Source organism: Lacinutrix sp. WUR7, from assembly GCF_016864015.1.
In the GTDB taxonomy this organism is placed as follows: domain Bacteria; phylum Bacteroidota; class Bacteroidia; order Flavobacteriales; family Flavobacteriaceae; genus Oceanihabitans.
Genome location: NZ_CP045067.1, coordinates 2672643 through 2688230 on the forward strand (window position 1 = coordinate 2672643; position 15588 = coordinate 2688230).

The following is a 15588-nucleotide window of genomic DNA, read 5'->3' on the forward strand; positions in this document are numbered from 1 at the left end:
TTAAAAACAATGAAAAATTTACTAACATCAAGCATTGCAATGTTTGTTATCCTTTTAGGATTTACAAGTTGTAATAATGGGAATAAATCAGGGTCAAAGTCTGGTGCATTAGCAAGTAATATTGCAGAAAAAGTTTATGTTGCTCCAGGAGAGTACGATTCGCATTATGCCTTTTTATCTGGAGGTTATAGTGGTAATGTAACAGTTTACGGTTTACCTTCTGGTAGAATGTTTAAAGAAATCCCTGTATTTTCTCAATTTCCAACCTCAGGTTATGGGTATTCAGAAGAAACGAAACCAATGTTAAACACTTCTTATGGATTTATCCCTTGGGGAGATGCGCATCATCCAGATATTTCGCAATCTAAAGGAGAGTTAGATGGTCGTTGGCTATTTATAAATGAAAACAATACACCACGTATTGCAAGACTTAGTCTTACCACATTTGAAACCGAAGAAATTATAGAGGTACCAAATAGTGCAGGTAATCACAGTTCTTCTTTTGTTACTGAAAATACAGAATATGTAGTGGCAGGAACACGTTTTTCTGTTCCAATTCCGCAACGTGATATGCCAATTAAAGATTATAAAGGAAACTTTCAAGGTGCCTTATCTTTTATTAGTGTAGCACCAGAAACAGGAAACATGGATATTAAATTCCAAGTTTTAATGCCAGGATTTAACTACGATTTATCACATCCAGGACGTGGGAAATCTCATGGTTGGTTCTTCTTTACAACATATAATACAGAAGAGGCTAACACGCTTTTAGAGGTGAATGCTTCACAAAATGATAAAGATTTTATTGCAGCTATTAATTGGAAAAAAATTGAAGAATATGTAAATAATGGAGGTGGAACTATGATGCCTGCTAATTATGCACATAATGTATATGATGAGCATACACATACAGCGACATCTACTATGAAGAAAGAAGTTCGTGTTGTAAATCCAATAGAAGTTCCTGGAGCTGTTTATTTTATTCCAACACCAAAATCACCTCACGGTTGTGATGTAGATCCTTCTGGAGAATATATTGTAGGTAATGGTAAGCTATCGGCTAATTTAACGGTGCATTCGTTTACAAAAATGTTAGATGCTATTGAAAATAAAAAGTTTGCTGGTGAAGCGTACGGAATTCCAATTTTAAATTTCGAAGATGTTTTAGCTGGAGTAGTAGAACAACCAGGATTAGGACCATTACATACAGAGTTTGATGGAAAAGGAAATGCATATACTACATTCTTTATTTCTTCAGAAGTTGTAAAATGGAAATTAGGTACTTGGGAAGTTGTGGATAGAAAACCTACATATTATTCTGTTGGTCACTTAACAATTCCTGGAGGAAATTCAGGAAAACCACAAGGTAAATACATGTTTGCAATGAATAAAATAACAAAAGATCGTTATTTACCAACAGGTCCAGAAATGGAGCACTCTGCACAATTGTATGATATTTCTGGAGATAAAATGGAATTACTTTTAGATTTTCCAACACATGGAGAGCCACATTATGCTGCTGCAATGGAAGCAGGTATTATTAAAGCACAATCTCAAAAAATCTATAAGTTAGCAGATAACAAGCATCCTTATGCAGCTAAATCAGATGCAGACACTAAAGTGGTTAGAGATGGTAAAAATGTACATATCTACTTAACAACTATTAGAAGTCACTTTTCACCAGATAATATTGAAGGTATAAAAGTAGGAGACAAGGTATACTTCCACGTTACTAATTTAGAACAAGATTTTGATGTACCTCATGGATTTGCGGTAATAGGTCAAAACAATTCAGAATTACTAGTTATGCCAGGACAAACAAAAACATCTGTTTGGGAACCTAAACAAGTTGGTGTATGGCCATTTTATTGTACCGATTTCTGCTCTGCATTACACCAAGAAATGCAAGGTTATGTTAGAGTATCTGCTGCAAATTCAGACACACCAATTAAGTGGTCTCTTGGAGAAGACATTGAATAATTAATAGTAAAAGAATTAGAGAAGTTTTGTTTTAGTGTTTATTTCTCTAATTAAGGCGAGAGTTGAATTTTCGCTCTCGCCTTTCTTTTTTAAAACACTTTATTCTGTTATACAGAAACCTCACTGATTACTCTACATTAAATACAAAACATCATGAAAAAGGCTAGCATTATAATGATTATAGGTTCATTACTGTTATTAGGGCTTTTTAAATTTCCGTTATGGAATATTATGCTTGGAGCACCACAATATCCTGATCCTTTAGGAATGAATATTTATATTGATGGTATTAAAGGCGTGTCCGAATTTGATTTACAAAATATTGACGGATTAAATCACTATATTGGTATGAAAACCATACCAAAAGCAGACGAAATGTGGGAATTCTCCATGTTTCCAAAGGTTATATTTGGCATGGCTATGTTAGGTGTTATTATTGGTCTGTTGGGCTATTTTGGAAAAGTTAGTTATAAGTATTTCTTAGGCTGGTTTCTATTTATGTCCGTACTTGGTATTTTAGGTATGTACGACTTTAACAATTGGTTAGTAGATTATGGTGGAAATTTAGATCCACACGCAATCATAAAAGTAACCAATCCAGATGGTACACCAATGTCGTATAAACCACCACTAATTGGTTTTAAGAAACTATTAAACTTTGATGTAACTTCATTACCACACACGGGAGGATATCTAATGTTTGTAGGAATGTCTTTAACACTTGTTGCTTTTTGGTTAGGACGAAAAACAAGTTTAAATAAAAAAACATAGTAATTTTATATTTTCAAAACACTAAAAAAATGAAAACACTAAAACACTATTCTACTTTCATATTATTTTTAAGTTTTATAAGTTGTAATGTATCTCCTAAACCCATAGAATATGGAAGCGATGGTTGTCATTTTTGTAAAATGACCATCGTAGATAAAGTGCATGCAGCAGAGTTTGTTACCAAAAAAGGTAAAGCTTACAAATTTGATGCAACAGAATGTATGGTTAATTATTTGGACGAGTTTGATACTTCTGAAATAGAATTATACCTAACAAATTATTTTTCAAAACCAGAAACTTTTACAGATGCTACAAAAGCAACGTATTTAATAAGTAAAAAGATTCCTAGTCCAATGGGAGCATTTTTAACCGCTTTTAAAGATCGTTCACAAGCAGAAAAAATACAAACAGAAAAGGGTGGAGAATTATACTCTTGGACAGAGCTACTAGATCATTTAAAAAACTAGTCTCATGAAAAACCGAATCCTTTTTTTTATAGCCATTTTTATGGCTTGGTCAAGTATTGCTCAAACTATAACTGTTTGCAAAACGTGTACTGTTTCTTCAATTCAAAGTGCTATAACGCAAGCCAAAGATTTTGATACCATAATAATTAAAAAAGGAACCTACAAAGAACATGCGATTATAGTGGATAAACCACTTACTATAATTGGTGAAAAATATCCAGTCATTGATGGGGAATTAAAAGGAGAGATAATTACCATAATTTCAGATGATGTAACCGTTGACGGATTATTCATTATAAATGTAGGTACCAGTTATACCGAAGACTATGCTGCTATTCGCGTAAAAAACAGCAAAAATTTTGTGATTCAGAACTTAGTTTTAGAAAAGCTTTTCTTCGGAATTTATATCGAAAAATCAAGAGATGGTAAAGTCTATCATAATAAGATTATTGGGGATGCCGTGGAAGAATACAATTCCGGAAATGGAATTCAACTTTGGTATAGTAAAAACGTAGAAATTGAACACAATTTTGTGCAACATGTTCGAGACGGAATTTATTTAGAATTCTCTGATGATTGTCTTATTAAGAATAATGTTAGTACTTTAAATGTACGTTACGGATTGCATTTTATGTTCTCTAATGACGATATCTACCAAGACAATACTTTTGAAAACAATGGTGCAGGAGTAGCGGTTATGTTTTCCAAACGTATAAAAATGTACAATAACCTTTTTAAAGAAAATTGGGGAACCGCATCGTATGGTATGTTACTTAAAGAAATTAATGATGCCGAAATTATTGGTAATACCTTTGAAGATAACACCATTGGCATCAACATAGAAGGTTCTAATCGAATTATCTATAAACACAATAATTTTTCAAATAATGGTTGGGCAATTAAAGTAAAAGGAGCCTGTTACACCAATACGTTTACCGAAAATAATTTTTTATACAACTCTTTTGATATTGCGTACAATAGTAATGTAAATGATAATATTTTTGATAAGAATTTTTGGTCTAATTACACCGGTTACGATCTCGATAAAAATGGCGTAGGAGATATTCCTTTTAGACCTGTAAAACTGTTCTCATATATTGTAAACCGCACACCAGAAACTATTATTTTATTGCGTAGTATGTTTATAGATATTATTGATTTTTCTGAAAAAGTATCCCCAGTATTTACACCAGATGATTTATTAGACAACAATCCACTAATTAAAAAATTAACATGGTAACCATTCATAATTTACATAAAAAATTCGGCAAAAACCAGGTCTTAAGTGGTGTGGATTTAAATATCCATGAAGGTGGTATTTTTGCTATTCTAGGACCAAATGGCTCAGGTAAAACCACATTAATTAAATCGGTTTTAGGTATGGTTATTCCTAATAAAGGAGATATAACAGTACTTGGAGAAAACATTAAGAAAAACTCGGATTACAGACATAAAATTGATTATTTACCGCAAATAGCCAACTTTCCTAGTAATTTAAAAGTGAAGGAATTAATTAAAATGATTAAAGATTTACGTAAACCTACAGACGAAGATCAACGTTTAATAGAATTGTTTCGATTAGAACCTTTTTTAGATAAAAAATTAGGAAACCTTTCTGGAGGAACAAAACAAAAAGTGAACCTCGTTTTAACGTTCATGTTTAATAGTCCGTTAATTATTTTAGATGAGCCAACAACCGGTTTAGATCCAATTTCTCTAATCCGTTTAAAAGATTTAATTAAAGCCGAAAAAGCCAAAGGAAAAACAATACTTATTACTTCTCATATCATGAGTTTTGTGGAAGAAATATCCGATGAAATAGTATTTATTCTGGAAGGGAAAATTTACTTTAAAGGACCAATATCCGAATTAAAAACCAAGACCAATCAACCCGATTTCGAACATGCAATTGCGTCTATATTAACAGATAATCATGCTTAAAATATTAAAATATAGTTTTTTCGATTTAATGCGTAGTCGTTGGAGTTACGTCTACTTTGCATTCTATTTATTGCTTGGTGTTGTTCTACTATTTTTAAACAACGACTTATCTAAAGCAGTAATTACTTTAATGAATGTTATTATTGTCTTAGTACCTTTAATAGGAACCATTTTTGGTGTCATGTATTATTATAATTCCCAGGAATTTACAGAGCTCCTTTTAGCACAACCCATAAAAAGATCGTCTATATTTTTAGGACAATATTTGGGTGTAGCATTATCGCTTTCTATGAGTTTAATTCTAGGTTTAGGTATTCCGTTTGTCTTTTATGGTTTGTTTGAAAGTAGTGCTATTTGGGACTTTTCATTGTTACTAATTACAGGAACCTTTTTAACTTTAATCTTTACGGCATTAGCTTTTAATATTGCCCTTTCCAACGAAAATAAAATTAAAGGTTTTGGTTATGCTATCTTACTTTGGTTGTTTCTTGCTGTCATTTATGACGGACTATTTTTAATGACATTAATTATGTTTGAAGATTATCCACTAGACAAATTATCCTTAATTGGAACCATGTTAAATCCAATAGATTTATCCAGAACACTTATATTATTAAAGCTAGATATTTCTGCATTGTTAGGATACACAGGAGCTGTTTTTAAACAATTCTTTGGTACAAGTTTCGGACTTGTTGTATCTTTCTTTATGTTAACCGTTTGGGTTATATTACCCGTTTTAAGAATCGTTTTTAAAGCGAAGAAAAAAGACTTTTAAGTCTATTATTGGCAATTAAATAATATAAATTATGAAGGTGAAAATTGTAATAATACTTCTTTTAGCATTTGTCTTTGGTTGTAATACCGAAAATAAAAAGGGACAAACTAAAACGAAGGAAACCAAAGAAATTTCATTATTAGATACTTTGCAACTAAGATTGAATCATGGTAACAAATGGCTTGCTAACCCAGAAACCCAAGGAGGCGTTGTAAAAATGAATGCTATGATTGAAGCGTTTAAAACCGAAACAAACAAAGATTACAATGCTTTGGGTAAAAAGCTAGCTAAACAAACCAGTTATATTATTAAAAACTGCAGTATGGTTGGTGAACCTCATGATCAATTGCATGTAGTTTTAGTTCCTATGCTAGATGAAATTTCTAACTTAAAAGAGGCTAAAAATAATACAGAAGGAGAAGCTGCTTTAACAAAACTAGAAGGTTTAATTAAAGACTATTTTATTTATTTTAAATTGTAATTAATTCCTTTTAAGGATGTAATACCAGTATTGGTTTACTTATTTTAGAAAGGTTAATCTTCGTGTTTGCTTTAGAAAAGAAATGCTCTAAAAATCTTTCATTTTTAACAAATAACGCCAAGAAATCTATGGTGTTTGTTTGCATATAACTAGATATGGCAAAATCCATAGGTACATCATTTACTACATGATAGCTACAATCAAAAAGGGCTAAATTAGATAGGTCTTCTTGCTCTAATTTTGGGTTTTCTTTATTCGGATTCACTCTTAAAACATCTAGATGTAATTTGTAGGTTTCTATAAATCCTAATAATTCTATAAATTGTTTTCCACCAATTGCATCATGAGGATCTAATGGTAATAATAATTTTTTAACTGGTGTAAAAGTATACCCTTCAGGAATAATTAGTGTTTTGCAGTGTACTTTTCTAACGACGTTAATTGTATTGCTTCCTAAAAAAACTTCTTTAACACCTGAAGCACCATTGGTTCCCATAACAATAAAATCTATTTTATGGTTTGTGATAGCCTGATTTATAGCATCAATAAAAACATCAAAATCTATAATCGTTTCAAAACTATAATTCGCATTTCTAAAAGTGCTTTTTAAATTTTCAACAAGTGCTTCTAGTTTTTCTTTAGGTTCTTTAGTGATAGACTCGTAAATACTTTCTTTTGGAGAATTCATTAAATCATCCGATGTAAAACTTCCTATTTTATGTATGTGCATAATATGAAAGGTGCATTTTTCATTTTTAAAAAAGTGCATCGCATAATGTATTGCATTTTCTGAATTAGTAGAAAAATCCGATAGTAATAGTATGTTTTTCATGATGTTTAGTATTTATTTTTAAAGATATTATAAATATAGATTAAGTAATATGACTTAAATCAGCTTTGTGATTTATTGGTAACTAACTGATTTGTAACCTGAATTATCTAACTTTTATTACGTAATTTAAGGTGTAAAATTTAAAGAGGACAAAAAAGTCTTTTTTGTGATATTTATCATGTTTTGAGATTAAACTTTACTTTAATTTCGCCTAATAAATTAAAACTAACTAATATGAAAACAATACTAAAATTAATGATGCTTATTTTAACACTAACCATGGTTAGTTGCTTTAATAACAAAGAAACAGAATATGCAAATACAGAAGATATTCCTGTGAATAGAGAAATGCTAGCAGAATTAACTTCGCCACCACACCTACCAACTCCAGTGGGAAGACGTAAAGCAAAAAAACTTATCGTTAAAATGGAAATCCTTGAAAAAGTAGGAGAAATGACAGATGGAGTAGAATATATGTATTGGACGTTTGGCGGAACAGTACCTGGTAGCTTTATAAGAACTAGAGTAGGTGATGAGGTAGAGTTTCACTTGCAAAATCATCCAGATAACAAACTGCCACATAATATAGATATGCATGCAGTTACAGGTCCTGGAGGAGGAGCAGAATCTTCTTTTGTAGCTCCCGGACATGAAAAAGTGTTTTCTTTTAAAACCTTAAATCCAGGATTGTACGTTTACCATTGTGCAACAGCTCCAGTAGGAATGCATATTGCTAACGGAATGTATGGATTAATTTTAGTAGAACCAGAAGGCGGTTTACCTCCAGTAGATAAAGAATACTACATCATGCAAGGAGATTTCTATACTAAAGGTGCAAATGGAGAACGTGGTTTACAACCTTTTGATATGCAAAAAGCAGTAGATGAAAAAGCAGATTATGTAGTATTTAATGGTAAAGTTGGAGCACTTACAGGAGATAATGCAATTACTGCAAAAGTAGGAGAAACGGTAAGATTGTTTGTCGGTAATGGCGGACCTGGTCTAGTATCTTCTTTTCATGTTATTGGTGAGATTTTCGACAGAGTACATGTAGAAGGTGGCGATTTAATTAATGAAAATGTACAAACTACTTTGATTCCTGCTGGTGGTGCAGCAATGGTAGAATTTCGTGTCGATGTACCTGGAACTTTTATTATAGTAGATCACTCTATATTTAGAGCCTTTAATAAAGGTGCTTTAGGAATGCTTAAAGTAGAAGGTGAAGAAAACAAGAAAATATATTCTGGTGAAATTAGAGATGATATTTATTTACCAGAAGGTCCTGGAATTCAAAGTATGCCAACTACAGACGAAGTGGTTGCATCAGAAATTCCAGCAAAATCTTTTGAAGAGCAAATGGAATTTGGTAAAAATGCATATATGCAAACCTGTTTTGCTTGTCATCAAGCAGAAGGACAAGGTATTCCAAATGCGTTTCCTCCTTTAGCTAATTCCGATTATTTAAATGCAGATGTAAGTCGTGCTATCGGAATTGTTTTACGTGGAAAAACTGGCGAAATTACAGTGAATGGTGAAAAATATAACAGTGTAATGACTAGACAAATGTTATCTACAGACGAAATTGCAAATGTGATGACATACGTGTATAACAGTTGGGGAAACTCTAAAAAAGTGATTACCAAAGAAATGGTAGAAAAAGTTAAAAAAAGTAAATAATTTTTAAAATGATAAAAAGCCAAGCCTTTAGAATTTTGTTTGTTTTGTTAGTGTTTCAAACGATGCTTTATGCACAGTCTGAAGGCATGGTTTCTATTAAAGGTAGTCGGTATTTACCGCTATACGGAAGAGATTCTACAGTAGTTGCTGTTAAAGATTTTGAAATGGATGTATATCCTGTAACCAATTCTCAATTTGAAGATTTTGTGAAAAAATATCCGAAATGGCAAAAATCGAATGTCATTAGTTTATTTGCAGATAAAGGATATTTAGTGAATTGGAAATCTGATACGGAACTAAAAGATTCTGAAAAACCTAACAGTCCAGTTACTTATGTGTCTTGGTTTGCAGCCAAAGACTATTGCGAATGCCAAGGGAAACGCTTACCAACGATAGATGAATGGGAATATGTGGCAATGGCAGACAAAACCACAAAAGATGCAAGGAGTAAACCCGAATATAATGCCGAAATTCTTGCTTGGTATGAAGCACCAAGAACCAATGAAAATACGATTGGACTCCATCCTGAAAATTTTTGGGGAGTTCATGATTTACATGGTTTGGTTTGGGAATGGACGCTGGATTTTAATTCGGTTTTAATTTCTGGAGAATCGAGAAAAGATGTAGATAAAGACAATAATTTGTTCTGCGGAAGTGCTGCCGTTAATGCTACAGATTTAATGAACTATGCTGCTTTTATGCGCTATGCTATTCGCGGAAGTTTAAAAGCCAAATACTCTATGAAGAATTTAGGGTTTAGATGTGTTAAAGATATACCAAATGAATTTTAAAATTATTGATGGTAAATTTGAATAGTATTTTCTTTAGATGAGATAGAAAATATAAGCATAGCATTAGTTAAGGTTCTATTTTATATGGATATGTAAAGGAAATAGAAACGAATTTAACTCATCATTTTGAAGTTTATTTGGTATTAAAAAATGAATAAAAAATGAAACACTTAAAAATAATTTTTTCAGTCTTAATAATGACAATTGCTTTTACGGCATGCAATTCTAAAACTTCTAAAAATACTTCAGAAGCATTAGCCGTTTACCAATGTCCTATGCAATGCGAAGGCGCAAAAACCTATAGCGAATCTGGTAGTTGTCCTATTTGTAAAATGGATTTGAAACCCGTAGCGAAAGCTTCAAAAGTATTGGAAACGAATGAAATATCGGAAGCATCTATTTTCAATTTAACTTCTAAATGGAATACCGAAGAAGGTGAGGTGATTCAGCTTAAAGATCTAAAAGGAAAAACCTTAGTAATGGTCATGATTTATACTTCTTGTAAAGCTGCTTGTCCTCGTTTAGTGGCAGATATGCGAAATATTGAAGCAAAAATCCCAAAAGAAAACCTAAAAGATTTAAATTTTGTACTAATAAGTATCGATCCAGAAACCGATACACCAGAACGTTTAAAAGCATTTGCTATTGAAAATCTTATGGATGATGAACAGTGGACTTTTTTGCAGGGAACCGAAAGTGGTGTTCGCGAATTTGCTAATGTACTTGCTATGAAATACAAGCAGATTTCACCTATAGATTTTTCACACTCCAATATCATTAGCGTCTTTAATACCAAAGGCGAATTAATACACCAACAAGAAGGTTTAGGGGTAGATAATAAAGATACCGTAGATACCATTCTAGAACTTACACAATAAAATATCCTGCAAGATTTTAAAAATCTTATCGGAATAAAACAGAACTAAAAATGAAAAGTATATTAACAATCCTATGTCTAGGAGTTGTAATGACTTCATACGCACAAGAATTTGAGATTTCAACAGAATTAAGACCACGTTTTGAATATAGACATGGTTACAAAACTTTGATAGCAGATGACGTAGATGCAGCAACATTTATATCGCAACGTACACGATTAAATTTTGGTTATAAAAACGAAAAATTACAGATGTATTTAGCGTTACAAAATGTTAGAATTTGGGGTGATGTCTCTACATTATCTACTTCTGATACCAACGGAACTGCAATTCATGAAGCCTGGGCAATACTACATTTAGATCCTAAATTTTCTTTAAAATTTGGTCGTCAAGAAATTGTTTATGATGACCATAGAATCTTTGGAAATGTTGGTTGGGCACAACAAGCAAGAAGTCATGATGCATTTATTGCGACCTATAAACCAAATAAAAATAATCAATTGGATATTGGATTGGCTTTTAATGAAAATGCAGAAACTTTGTTTGAAGAGAACTATACTGTAGATAATTATAAAGCGTTTCAATATGCTTGGTATCATACGAAATGGGATGCGGTTGGATTAAGCTTTTTAATTCTCAATAACGGTTTAGCTTATGATGCAGATGACGAACAAAAAGTAGCGTATAACCAAACTATAGGTACGCATCTTACCTACAAGAAAAATAAGTTACAGGCAGATGCTTCTATGTATTTTCAAACCGGAAAAATTGCAAACACAAGTTTACATGCATATAACGTTGCTGGAAATGTATTTTATACCATTAGTGAAGCATTTAAAACTGGTCTAGGAGCAGAATACCTTTCTGGTACCGATAGTAACAGTACAGAAAACAAAATAAAATCTTTCAATCCTTTGTTTGGTACCAACCATAAATTTAATGGTTTGATGGATTATTTTTATGTAGGAAATCATATTAATTCTGTGGGATTATTAGATGTTAATGCAACTATAGCGTATCAACAAAATAAATTTTCAGCAAAATTAATTCCACATGTTTTTTCCTCGGCAGCAACTGTTGTGGATACTTCTGGAAAAGAAATGAGTGCTGTTTTAGGTACAGAGCTCGATGTAGTTTTGGGTTATAAATGGACTAAAGATGTTCAATTTCAAGCAGGATATTCACAAATGTTTGCAACAGAAACTATGGAAGTTTTAAAAGGAGGAAATAGCGATAATGCAAATAATTGGGCTTGGTTAATGATAACGGTTAATCCTAGTTTGTTTAAAACAACATTTAAAAAAGAGTAAAATAAGGTTTTGGGTTTATCACCAACTGTAACTTCAAGAGCTGTTAGATTTCTATAATCTAACAGCTCTCTGTTTTTAATCACTTCCAAAATTCATCTTCTATATTATCCTTAAAGTCTTCTGGTTGATGGATTTTTTCTATTTGAAGCATTTGTTCTTCTGTAGCTATTTTCTGTATTTCAGGAAACAAAATGCGTTCTTCAAATCGGATGTGTTGTTCTAATACTTCTTCAATTTTACCTAATGTTATGGCGTCGTCTTCGGTTTCCGCAAATAAAGCCTTTATCTGTTTATGATCTGCTAAAGCTTTTTTTACAAGTTCATTATCTTCTTCTAGAATAGTAAAAATATGTGTTTCTTCCATTTCAAAATGCGGAATTAAGTGTGTTTTAAAAAACCAATTCGCATACATTCTTATCCGTTCTGGCGCAATATTCTTGCTAAATCCAGATCTAATTTTCCAAGATAATAATAGTCCGTGATGATGTTCTCGACTTAATGGTTGTAGCGCTTTATGACGTTTTTGTGGTTTGTTTTGCATCGTATTTTGTTTTAATAATATGTAATAAAATAAAAAGAATTCCTAGTGGTAATAAAATACTAAATAGAAATAATAAAAGATAGTAATTGGTAAGCATTCCTTCTTCAAAATAAAATTTGCAACCTTGAATAAGTAATAACATTTCGGTTAATATAAAACCTAAAAGAAAACTGTAAACCCCAATATATAGCGATTTTGTAAATCGGACTAAACGCGTGTTTAATATAAACGAAAACAAGAAACCACTAATAATACCAAGCATCATTAAATGAATAAAACCAATGATAAAGTTGCGATGTTCGAATACGACTATTGAAAATTCAGGAATAAGAGTAAGTGCTTGTAAAAGTGTTTTTAGACTAAAACATACTACACTAAAAAAATAGAGATAGAGTAGTATTTTAGGCCGTTTGCTAACGTGGTCTAACAACTTAGGTTTAATTATTTTTAAAAACGTATAAAGGCTAGCTAGTTGTAAAAGAATACCAAGCGCATTAATAAATAGTAGTGCTTTATGTGGTGCAAACCATTGAATAGGTAAAGCAAAAGTTAAAATAGTAGCGGCAATTAATAGTTTGAAGAACGACCGGAATAATTTGGAATCTTCAATCTGAAGTACATGGAAAAATACAGCGATAACAGCAATCAAAAACCAACCATTAAACTGAAAATGTAAAAAGAACTGAATGGCTATTTGGTAAAAAGCAGATGCTTGTCCTAGCATGGAAACCGCTGGTCCCAAACACCAAACACCAAATGTAGAAAGCACCATAAATAGTAGCGAAGCCTTAAGGAGTTTGTTGGTTACTAACGATTTGGTTTCCTGATTTTTCCAAATGAGATAGGCAAAATAGTAACTACAAAATATATGTAAGGTAGAAAAGGAAATGGAAACTGCAGCATAACCTTGAAAAGGAAAGCTGATCATCATGCCAATAACGGCAAATTCGGTAAGCCAAAATAAACGATTATAAATAGGTTTTTTATCCGGAATAAAATAATGTACAATAAGTGTAAATAACATTAAATAAACCCAGCCTAACATGGCAACATGGGAATGTGCATGCGTTAAAAAACGATAATTTAAACCAATAGATTCTAAAACCGAAAACCGAAGCGCCAAACCCATTAGGGCAGCAATAAAGAAGTTAATTAAACAAACAAGAATGAATTTTTTTTGCATTATAATAAAAATAGTCGGTAGCTAAAGGTATGTATTAATAAAAATCCCAGAACATGTTTAAGTAAATGTTCCAGGATTTTTTAAGTACTAAAGTTACAAATTTTGAACCGCTATTAATCAAATTGTTGCTCTAGTTTTATGGCTTCAGGAAATAGAATATTGTTTTCTAAGTGTATGTGTAAATGCAAGTCTTTTTCAAATTCCTCCAGCATAGCATAAGTGACTTTGTAGGTGTTACACGCATCTGCTGGCGGGGTATAATTATCGGTAAGTTCTGCTATTTCTCTAAAGCGTTCTCCTTCGGTATCATGCTCATGCATCATCATGGCAATCGGATTTTCAACGGTTCCAAATTGTGGAGATTGTATCGCTTGATTATCTAATTTTGCTTTTACCATTCTTTTTACAAAAGGAAAGAGAATGAGCTCTTCTTTCTTCATGTGTGCAGTTAATTCGTTAGCAGAAGCAGTGAACAATTCATTTATTTTAAATAATTCTGGGTGACGCTCACCATGGACACGACAAAGTTTGTCTAAAAACTGACGTAAAACAGGGATTTTCTCTTCCACATATCTATGGTGTTTTTTTTCAATATATTCGGCTAGTAAATCTAAAGGCCAAGATTTGTAATCTATAGATGGATTTGTTGTCGTGTTTAAAACAGCCTCTAATTCTTCGGTTAACCTATTACTATCTATTCCTTTTTTCTCGCAAGCTTCTGCAATAGTTCGGTTTCCATTGCAGCAGAAATCTATCTTATATTTTGAAAAAACGGCAGCAGTTCTAAAATCTTCTGCTACAAATTCACCTATGTGTTTCTGGGTACTTTTTTGTAATGTTTCCATGATGTTTTTTTTTATTATTGGTAAAATGTATTTGCCTTTTATCTGCTTGTTTTTTTCTTTATTAAGAGCGGTAAGGCTGTTTTTATTTCGGATAAATTTATCCTATTTATATTCAAATTTTTTTAGATCTTTAAAAAGGAAGCTCCAGATTTTATGCCTAATGCAAGTTCTTCTAAATTAGTAGTTTCTAGCATATGTTTCAATTCGTCGCGTATCACTTTGAATTTATCATGCATAGGACAGGGATGATTTTCATCGCATTTCTCTAAACCTAATCCGCAACCACTATAAATTTTGTCGCCATCAATAGCTTCAACTATTTGTGTAAGTTTTATGGTTGCAATAGTATCTTTATCGATTATAAAACCGCCATAAGCACCTTTTAAAGACTTAATAATATCATGTCTAACTAATGCTTGTAAAATTTTTGCTGTAAACGCTTTGGGAGAGTTTATTTCTTCCGAAATTTCCTTAGGGGAAACCAATTTCCCTTCAAACGAATTTTTCGCAATAAAAATAGACGCTCTTATTCCATATTCACAAGCTTTCGAAAACATATAATTCTTTTTTTCTGTTACAAATATAAACAAATAATTAATTAAGATAAATTTATCCTAATTAATTATTTGTTAAAAAATCGTTTGGTATTTTTACCAAGTGATTTTCATTTTTTATAAATATTAATACTGTTGTATCAAGTATTCAATTAAATCTGTAGTGGTTACAATACCAACTAATTTATCGTCATCTACTACTGGTAAAGCATGAAATTCTTTTTTTGCGAGTATTTTAGCAACTTCTAAAATGGTTGTGTTAGAAGAAACACTTACCAAGTTTTTAGCCATTACTTGCTCAATAGTAAACATATTATATACTACAGTGTCTACATTTTGTTCGTCCTCATCTATGGCATCTGCAAAGCTAATACGTAATAAATCGGTATAACTAAGCAGCCCAATTATTTTGTCTCCGCTTACCACTGGAATATGGCGAATGTTATTTTTTTTGAATAATTTTTCTGCTATATCTAAATCATCTTTGTGATTAAGAGTGATAACATCTCTTGTCATTATTTCTGAAACTGGTGTTCTTTTCTTCATATTCTTTTGTTTTAAA

General features: G+C 31.8%; 17 protein-coding genes. 11 read left to right on the forward strand and 6 right to left on the reverse strand.

Annotated elements, in window-relative coordinates:
• Window positions 1-9: 9 nt before the first annotated feature.
• From nosZ to FG167_RS11725, 7 genes are all read left to right on the forward strand, one after another.
• The gene (gene nosZ, locus FG167_RS11695) at window positions 10-1980 is read left to right on the forward strand and encodes a Sec-dependent nitrous-oxide reductase (RefSeq protein ID WP_203458433.1); all 1971 of its coding nucleotides are present in this window, start codon (window positions 10-12) and stop codon (window positions 1978-1980) included.
• Window positions 1981-2133: 153 nt separating this feature from the next.
• Entirely contained in the window at window positions 2134-2751 is a 618-nt protein-coding gene (locus FG167_RS11700; RefSeq protein WP_203458434.1) for a hypothetical protein, read from the forward strand.
• 29 nt (window positions 2752-2780) lie between these two features.
• Window positions 2781-3218, forward strand: coding sequence for a nitrous oxide reductase accessory protein NosL (locus FG167_RS11705; protein WP_203458435.1), 438 nt, complete (start codon window positions 2781-2783; stop codon window positions 3216-3218).
• 4 nt (window positions 3219-3222) lie between these two features.
• Window positions 3223-4458 (forward strand): nitrous oxide reductase family maturation protein NosD, encoded by a 1236-nt coding sequence (locus FG167_RS11710; protein WP_239004380.1) that lies wholly within the window; start codon window positions 3223-3225, stop codon window positions 4456-4458.
• Window positions 4452-5159: an ABC transporter ATP-binding protein gene (locus tag FG167_RS11715; protein ID WP_203458436.1), complete on the forward strand. Its 708-nt coding sequence runs from the start codon at window positions 4452-4454 to the stop codon at window positions 5157-5159. Before FG167_RS11710 ends, FG167_RS11715 begins: the two co-directional genes overlap by 7 nt.
• A complete protein-coding gene (locus FG167_RS11720; RefSeq protein WP_055442398.1) occupies window positions 5152-5934 on the forward strand; it encodes an ABC transporter permease in 783 nt (260 codons plus the stop codon). The genes FG167_RS11715 and FG167_RS11720 overlap by 8 nt, the downstream gene beginning before the upstream one ends.
• A 37-nt stretch (window positions 5935-5971) precedes the next feature.
• Window positions 5972-6415, forward strand: a complete 444-nt coding sequence (locus tag FG167_RS11725) for a hypothetical protein (protein WP_203458437.1) — start codon at window positions 5972-5974, stop codon at window positions 6413-6415.
• 10 nt (window positions 6416-6425) lie between these two features.
• Here the strand turns inward: FG167_RS11725 and FG167_RS11730 are convergent, their stop codons facing one another.
• Entirely contained in the window at window positions 6426-7247 is an 822-nt protein-coding gene (locus tag FG167_RS11730; RefSeq protein WP_203458438.1) for a universal stress protein, read from the reverse strand.
• Between the two features lie 234 nt (window positions 7248-7481).
• On the opposite strand from FG167_RS11730, the gene nirK reads away from it, so the two are divergent.
• The 4 genes from nirK (at window position 7482) to FG167_RS11750 (ending at window position 11903) form a co-directional block, all read left to right on the forward strand.
• Window positions 7482-8924, forward strand: coding sequence for a copper-containing nitrite reductase (gene nirK / locus FG167_RS11735; protein ID WP_203458439.1), 1443 nt, complete (start codon window positions 7482-7484; stop codon window positions 8922-8924).
• 8 nt (window positions 8925-8932) lie between these two features.
• On the forward strand, window positions 8933-9715 hold the full coding sequence (locus FG167_RS11740; RefSeq protein WP_203458440.1) for a formylglycine-generating enzyme family protein: 783 nt from the start codon (window positions 8933-8935) through the stop codon (window positions 9713-9715).
• A gap of 161 nt (window positions 9716-9876) precedes the next feature.
• The gene (locus FG167_RS11745) at window positions 9877-10593 is read left to right on the forward strand and encodes an SCO family protein (protein ID WP_203458441.1); all 717 of its coding nucleotides are present in this window, start codon (window positions 9877-9879) and stop codon (window positions 10591-10593) included.
• A 50-nt stretch (window positions 10594-10643) separates the two neighbouring features.
• Complete coding sequence (locus tag FG167_RS11750) at window positions 10644-11903, forward strand: alginate export family protein (RefSeq protein ID WP_203458442.1); 1260 nt, start codon at window positions 10644-10646, stop codon at window positions 11901-11903.
• A gap of 79 nt (window positions 11904-11982) precedes the next feature.
• Here the strand turns inward: FG167_RS11750 and FG167_RS11755 are convergent, their stop codons facing one another.
• From FG167_RS11755 to FG167_RS11775, 5 genes are all read right to left on the reverse strand, one after another.
• The gene (locus FG167_RS11755) at window positions 11983-12444 is read right to left on the reverse strand and encodes a hemerythrin domain-containing protein (RefSeq protein WP_203458443.1); all 462 of its coding nucleotides are present in this window, start codon (window positions 12442-12444) and stop codon (window positions 11983-11985) included.
• Window positions 12416-13627 (reverse strand): hypothetical protein, encoded by a 1212-nt coding sequence (locus FG167_RS11760; protein ID WP_203458444.1) that lies wholly within the window; start codon window positions 13625-13627, stop codon window positions 12416-12418. Before FG167_RS11760 ends, FG167_RS11755 begins: the two co-directional genes overlap by 29 nt.
• A gap of 113 nt (window positions 13628-13740) precedes the next feature.
• Window positions 13741-14472 carry an iron-sulfur cluster repair di-iron protein gene (gene ric / locus FG167_RS11765; protein WP_203458445.1) on the reverse strand — a complete coding sequence of 244 codons (732 nt, stop codon included), beginning with the start codon at window positions 14470-14472 and terminating at the stop codon, window positions 13741-13743.
• Between the two features lie 122 nt (window positions 14473-14594).
• Window positions 14595-15029, reverse strand: coding sequence for an Rrf2 family transcriptional regulator (locus FG167_RS11770; RefSeq protein WP_203458446.1), 435 nt, complete (start codon window positions 15027-15029; stop codon window positions 14595-14597).
• A 123-nt stretch (window positions 15030-15152) separates the two neighbouring features.
• The gene (locus tag FG167_RS11775; protein ID WP_203458447.1) at window positions 15153-15572 is read right to left on the reverse strand and encodes a CBS domain-containing protein; all 420 of its coding nucleotides are present in this window, start codon (window positions 15570-15572) and stop codon (window positions 15153-15155) included.
• Between the last annotated feature and the right edge of the window lie 16 nt (window positions 15573-15588).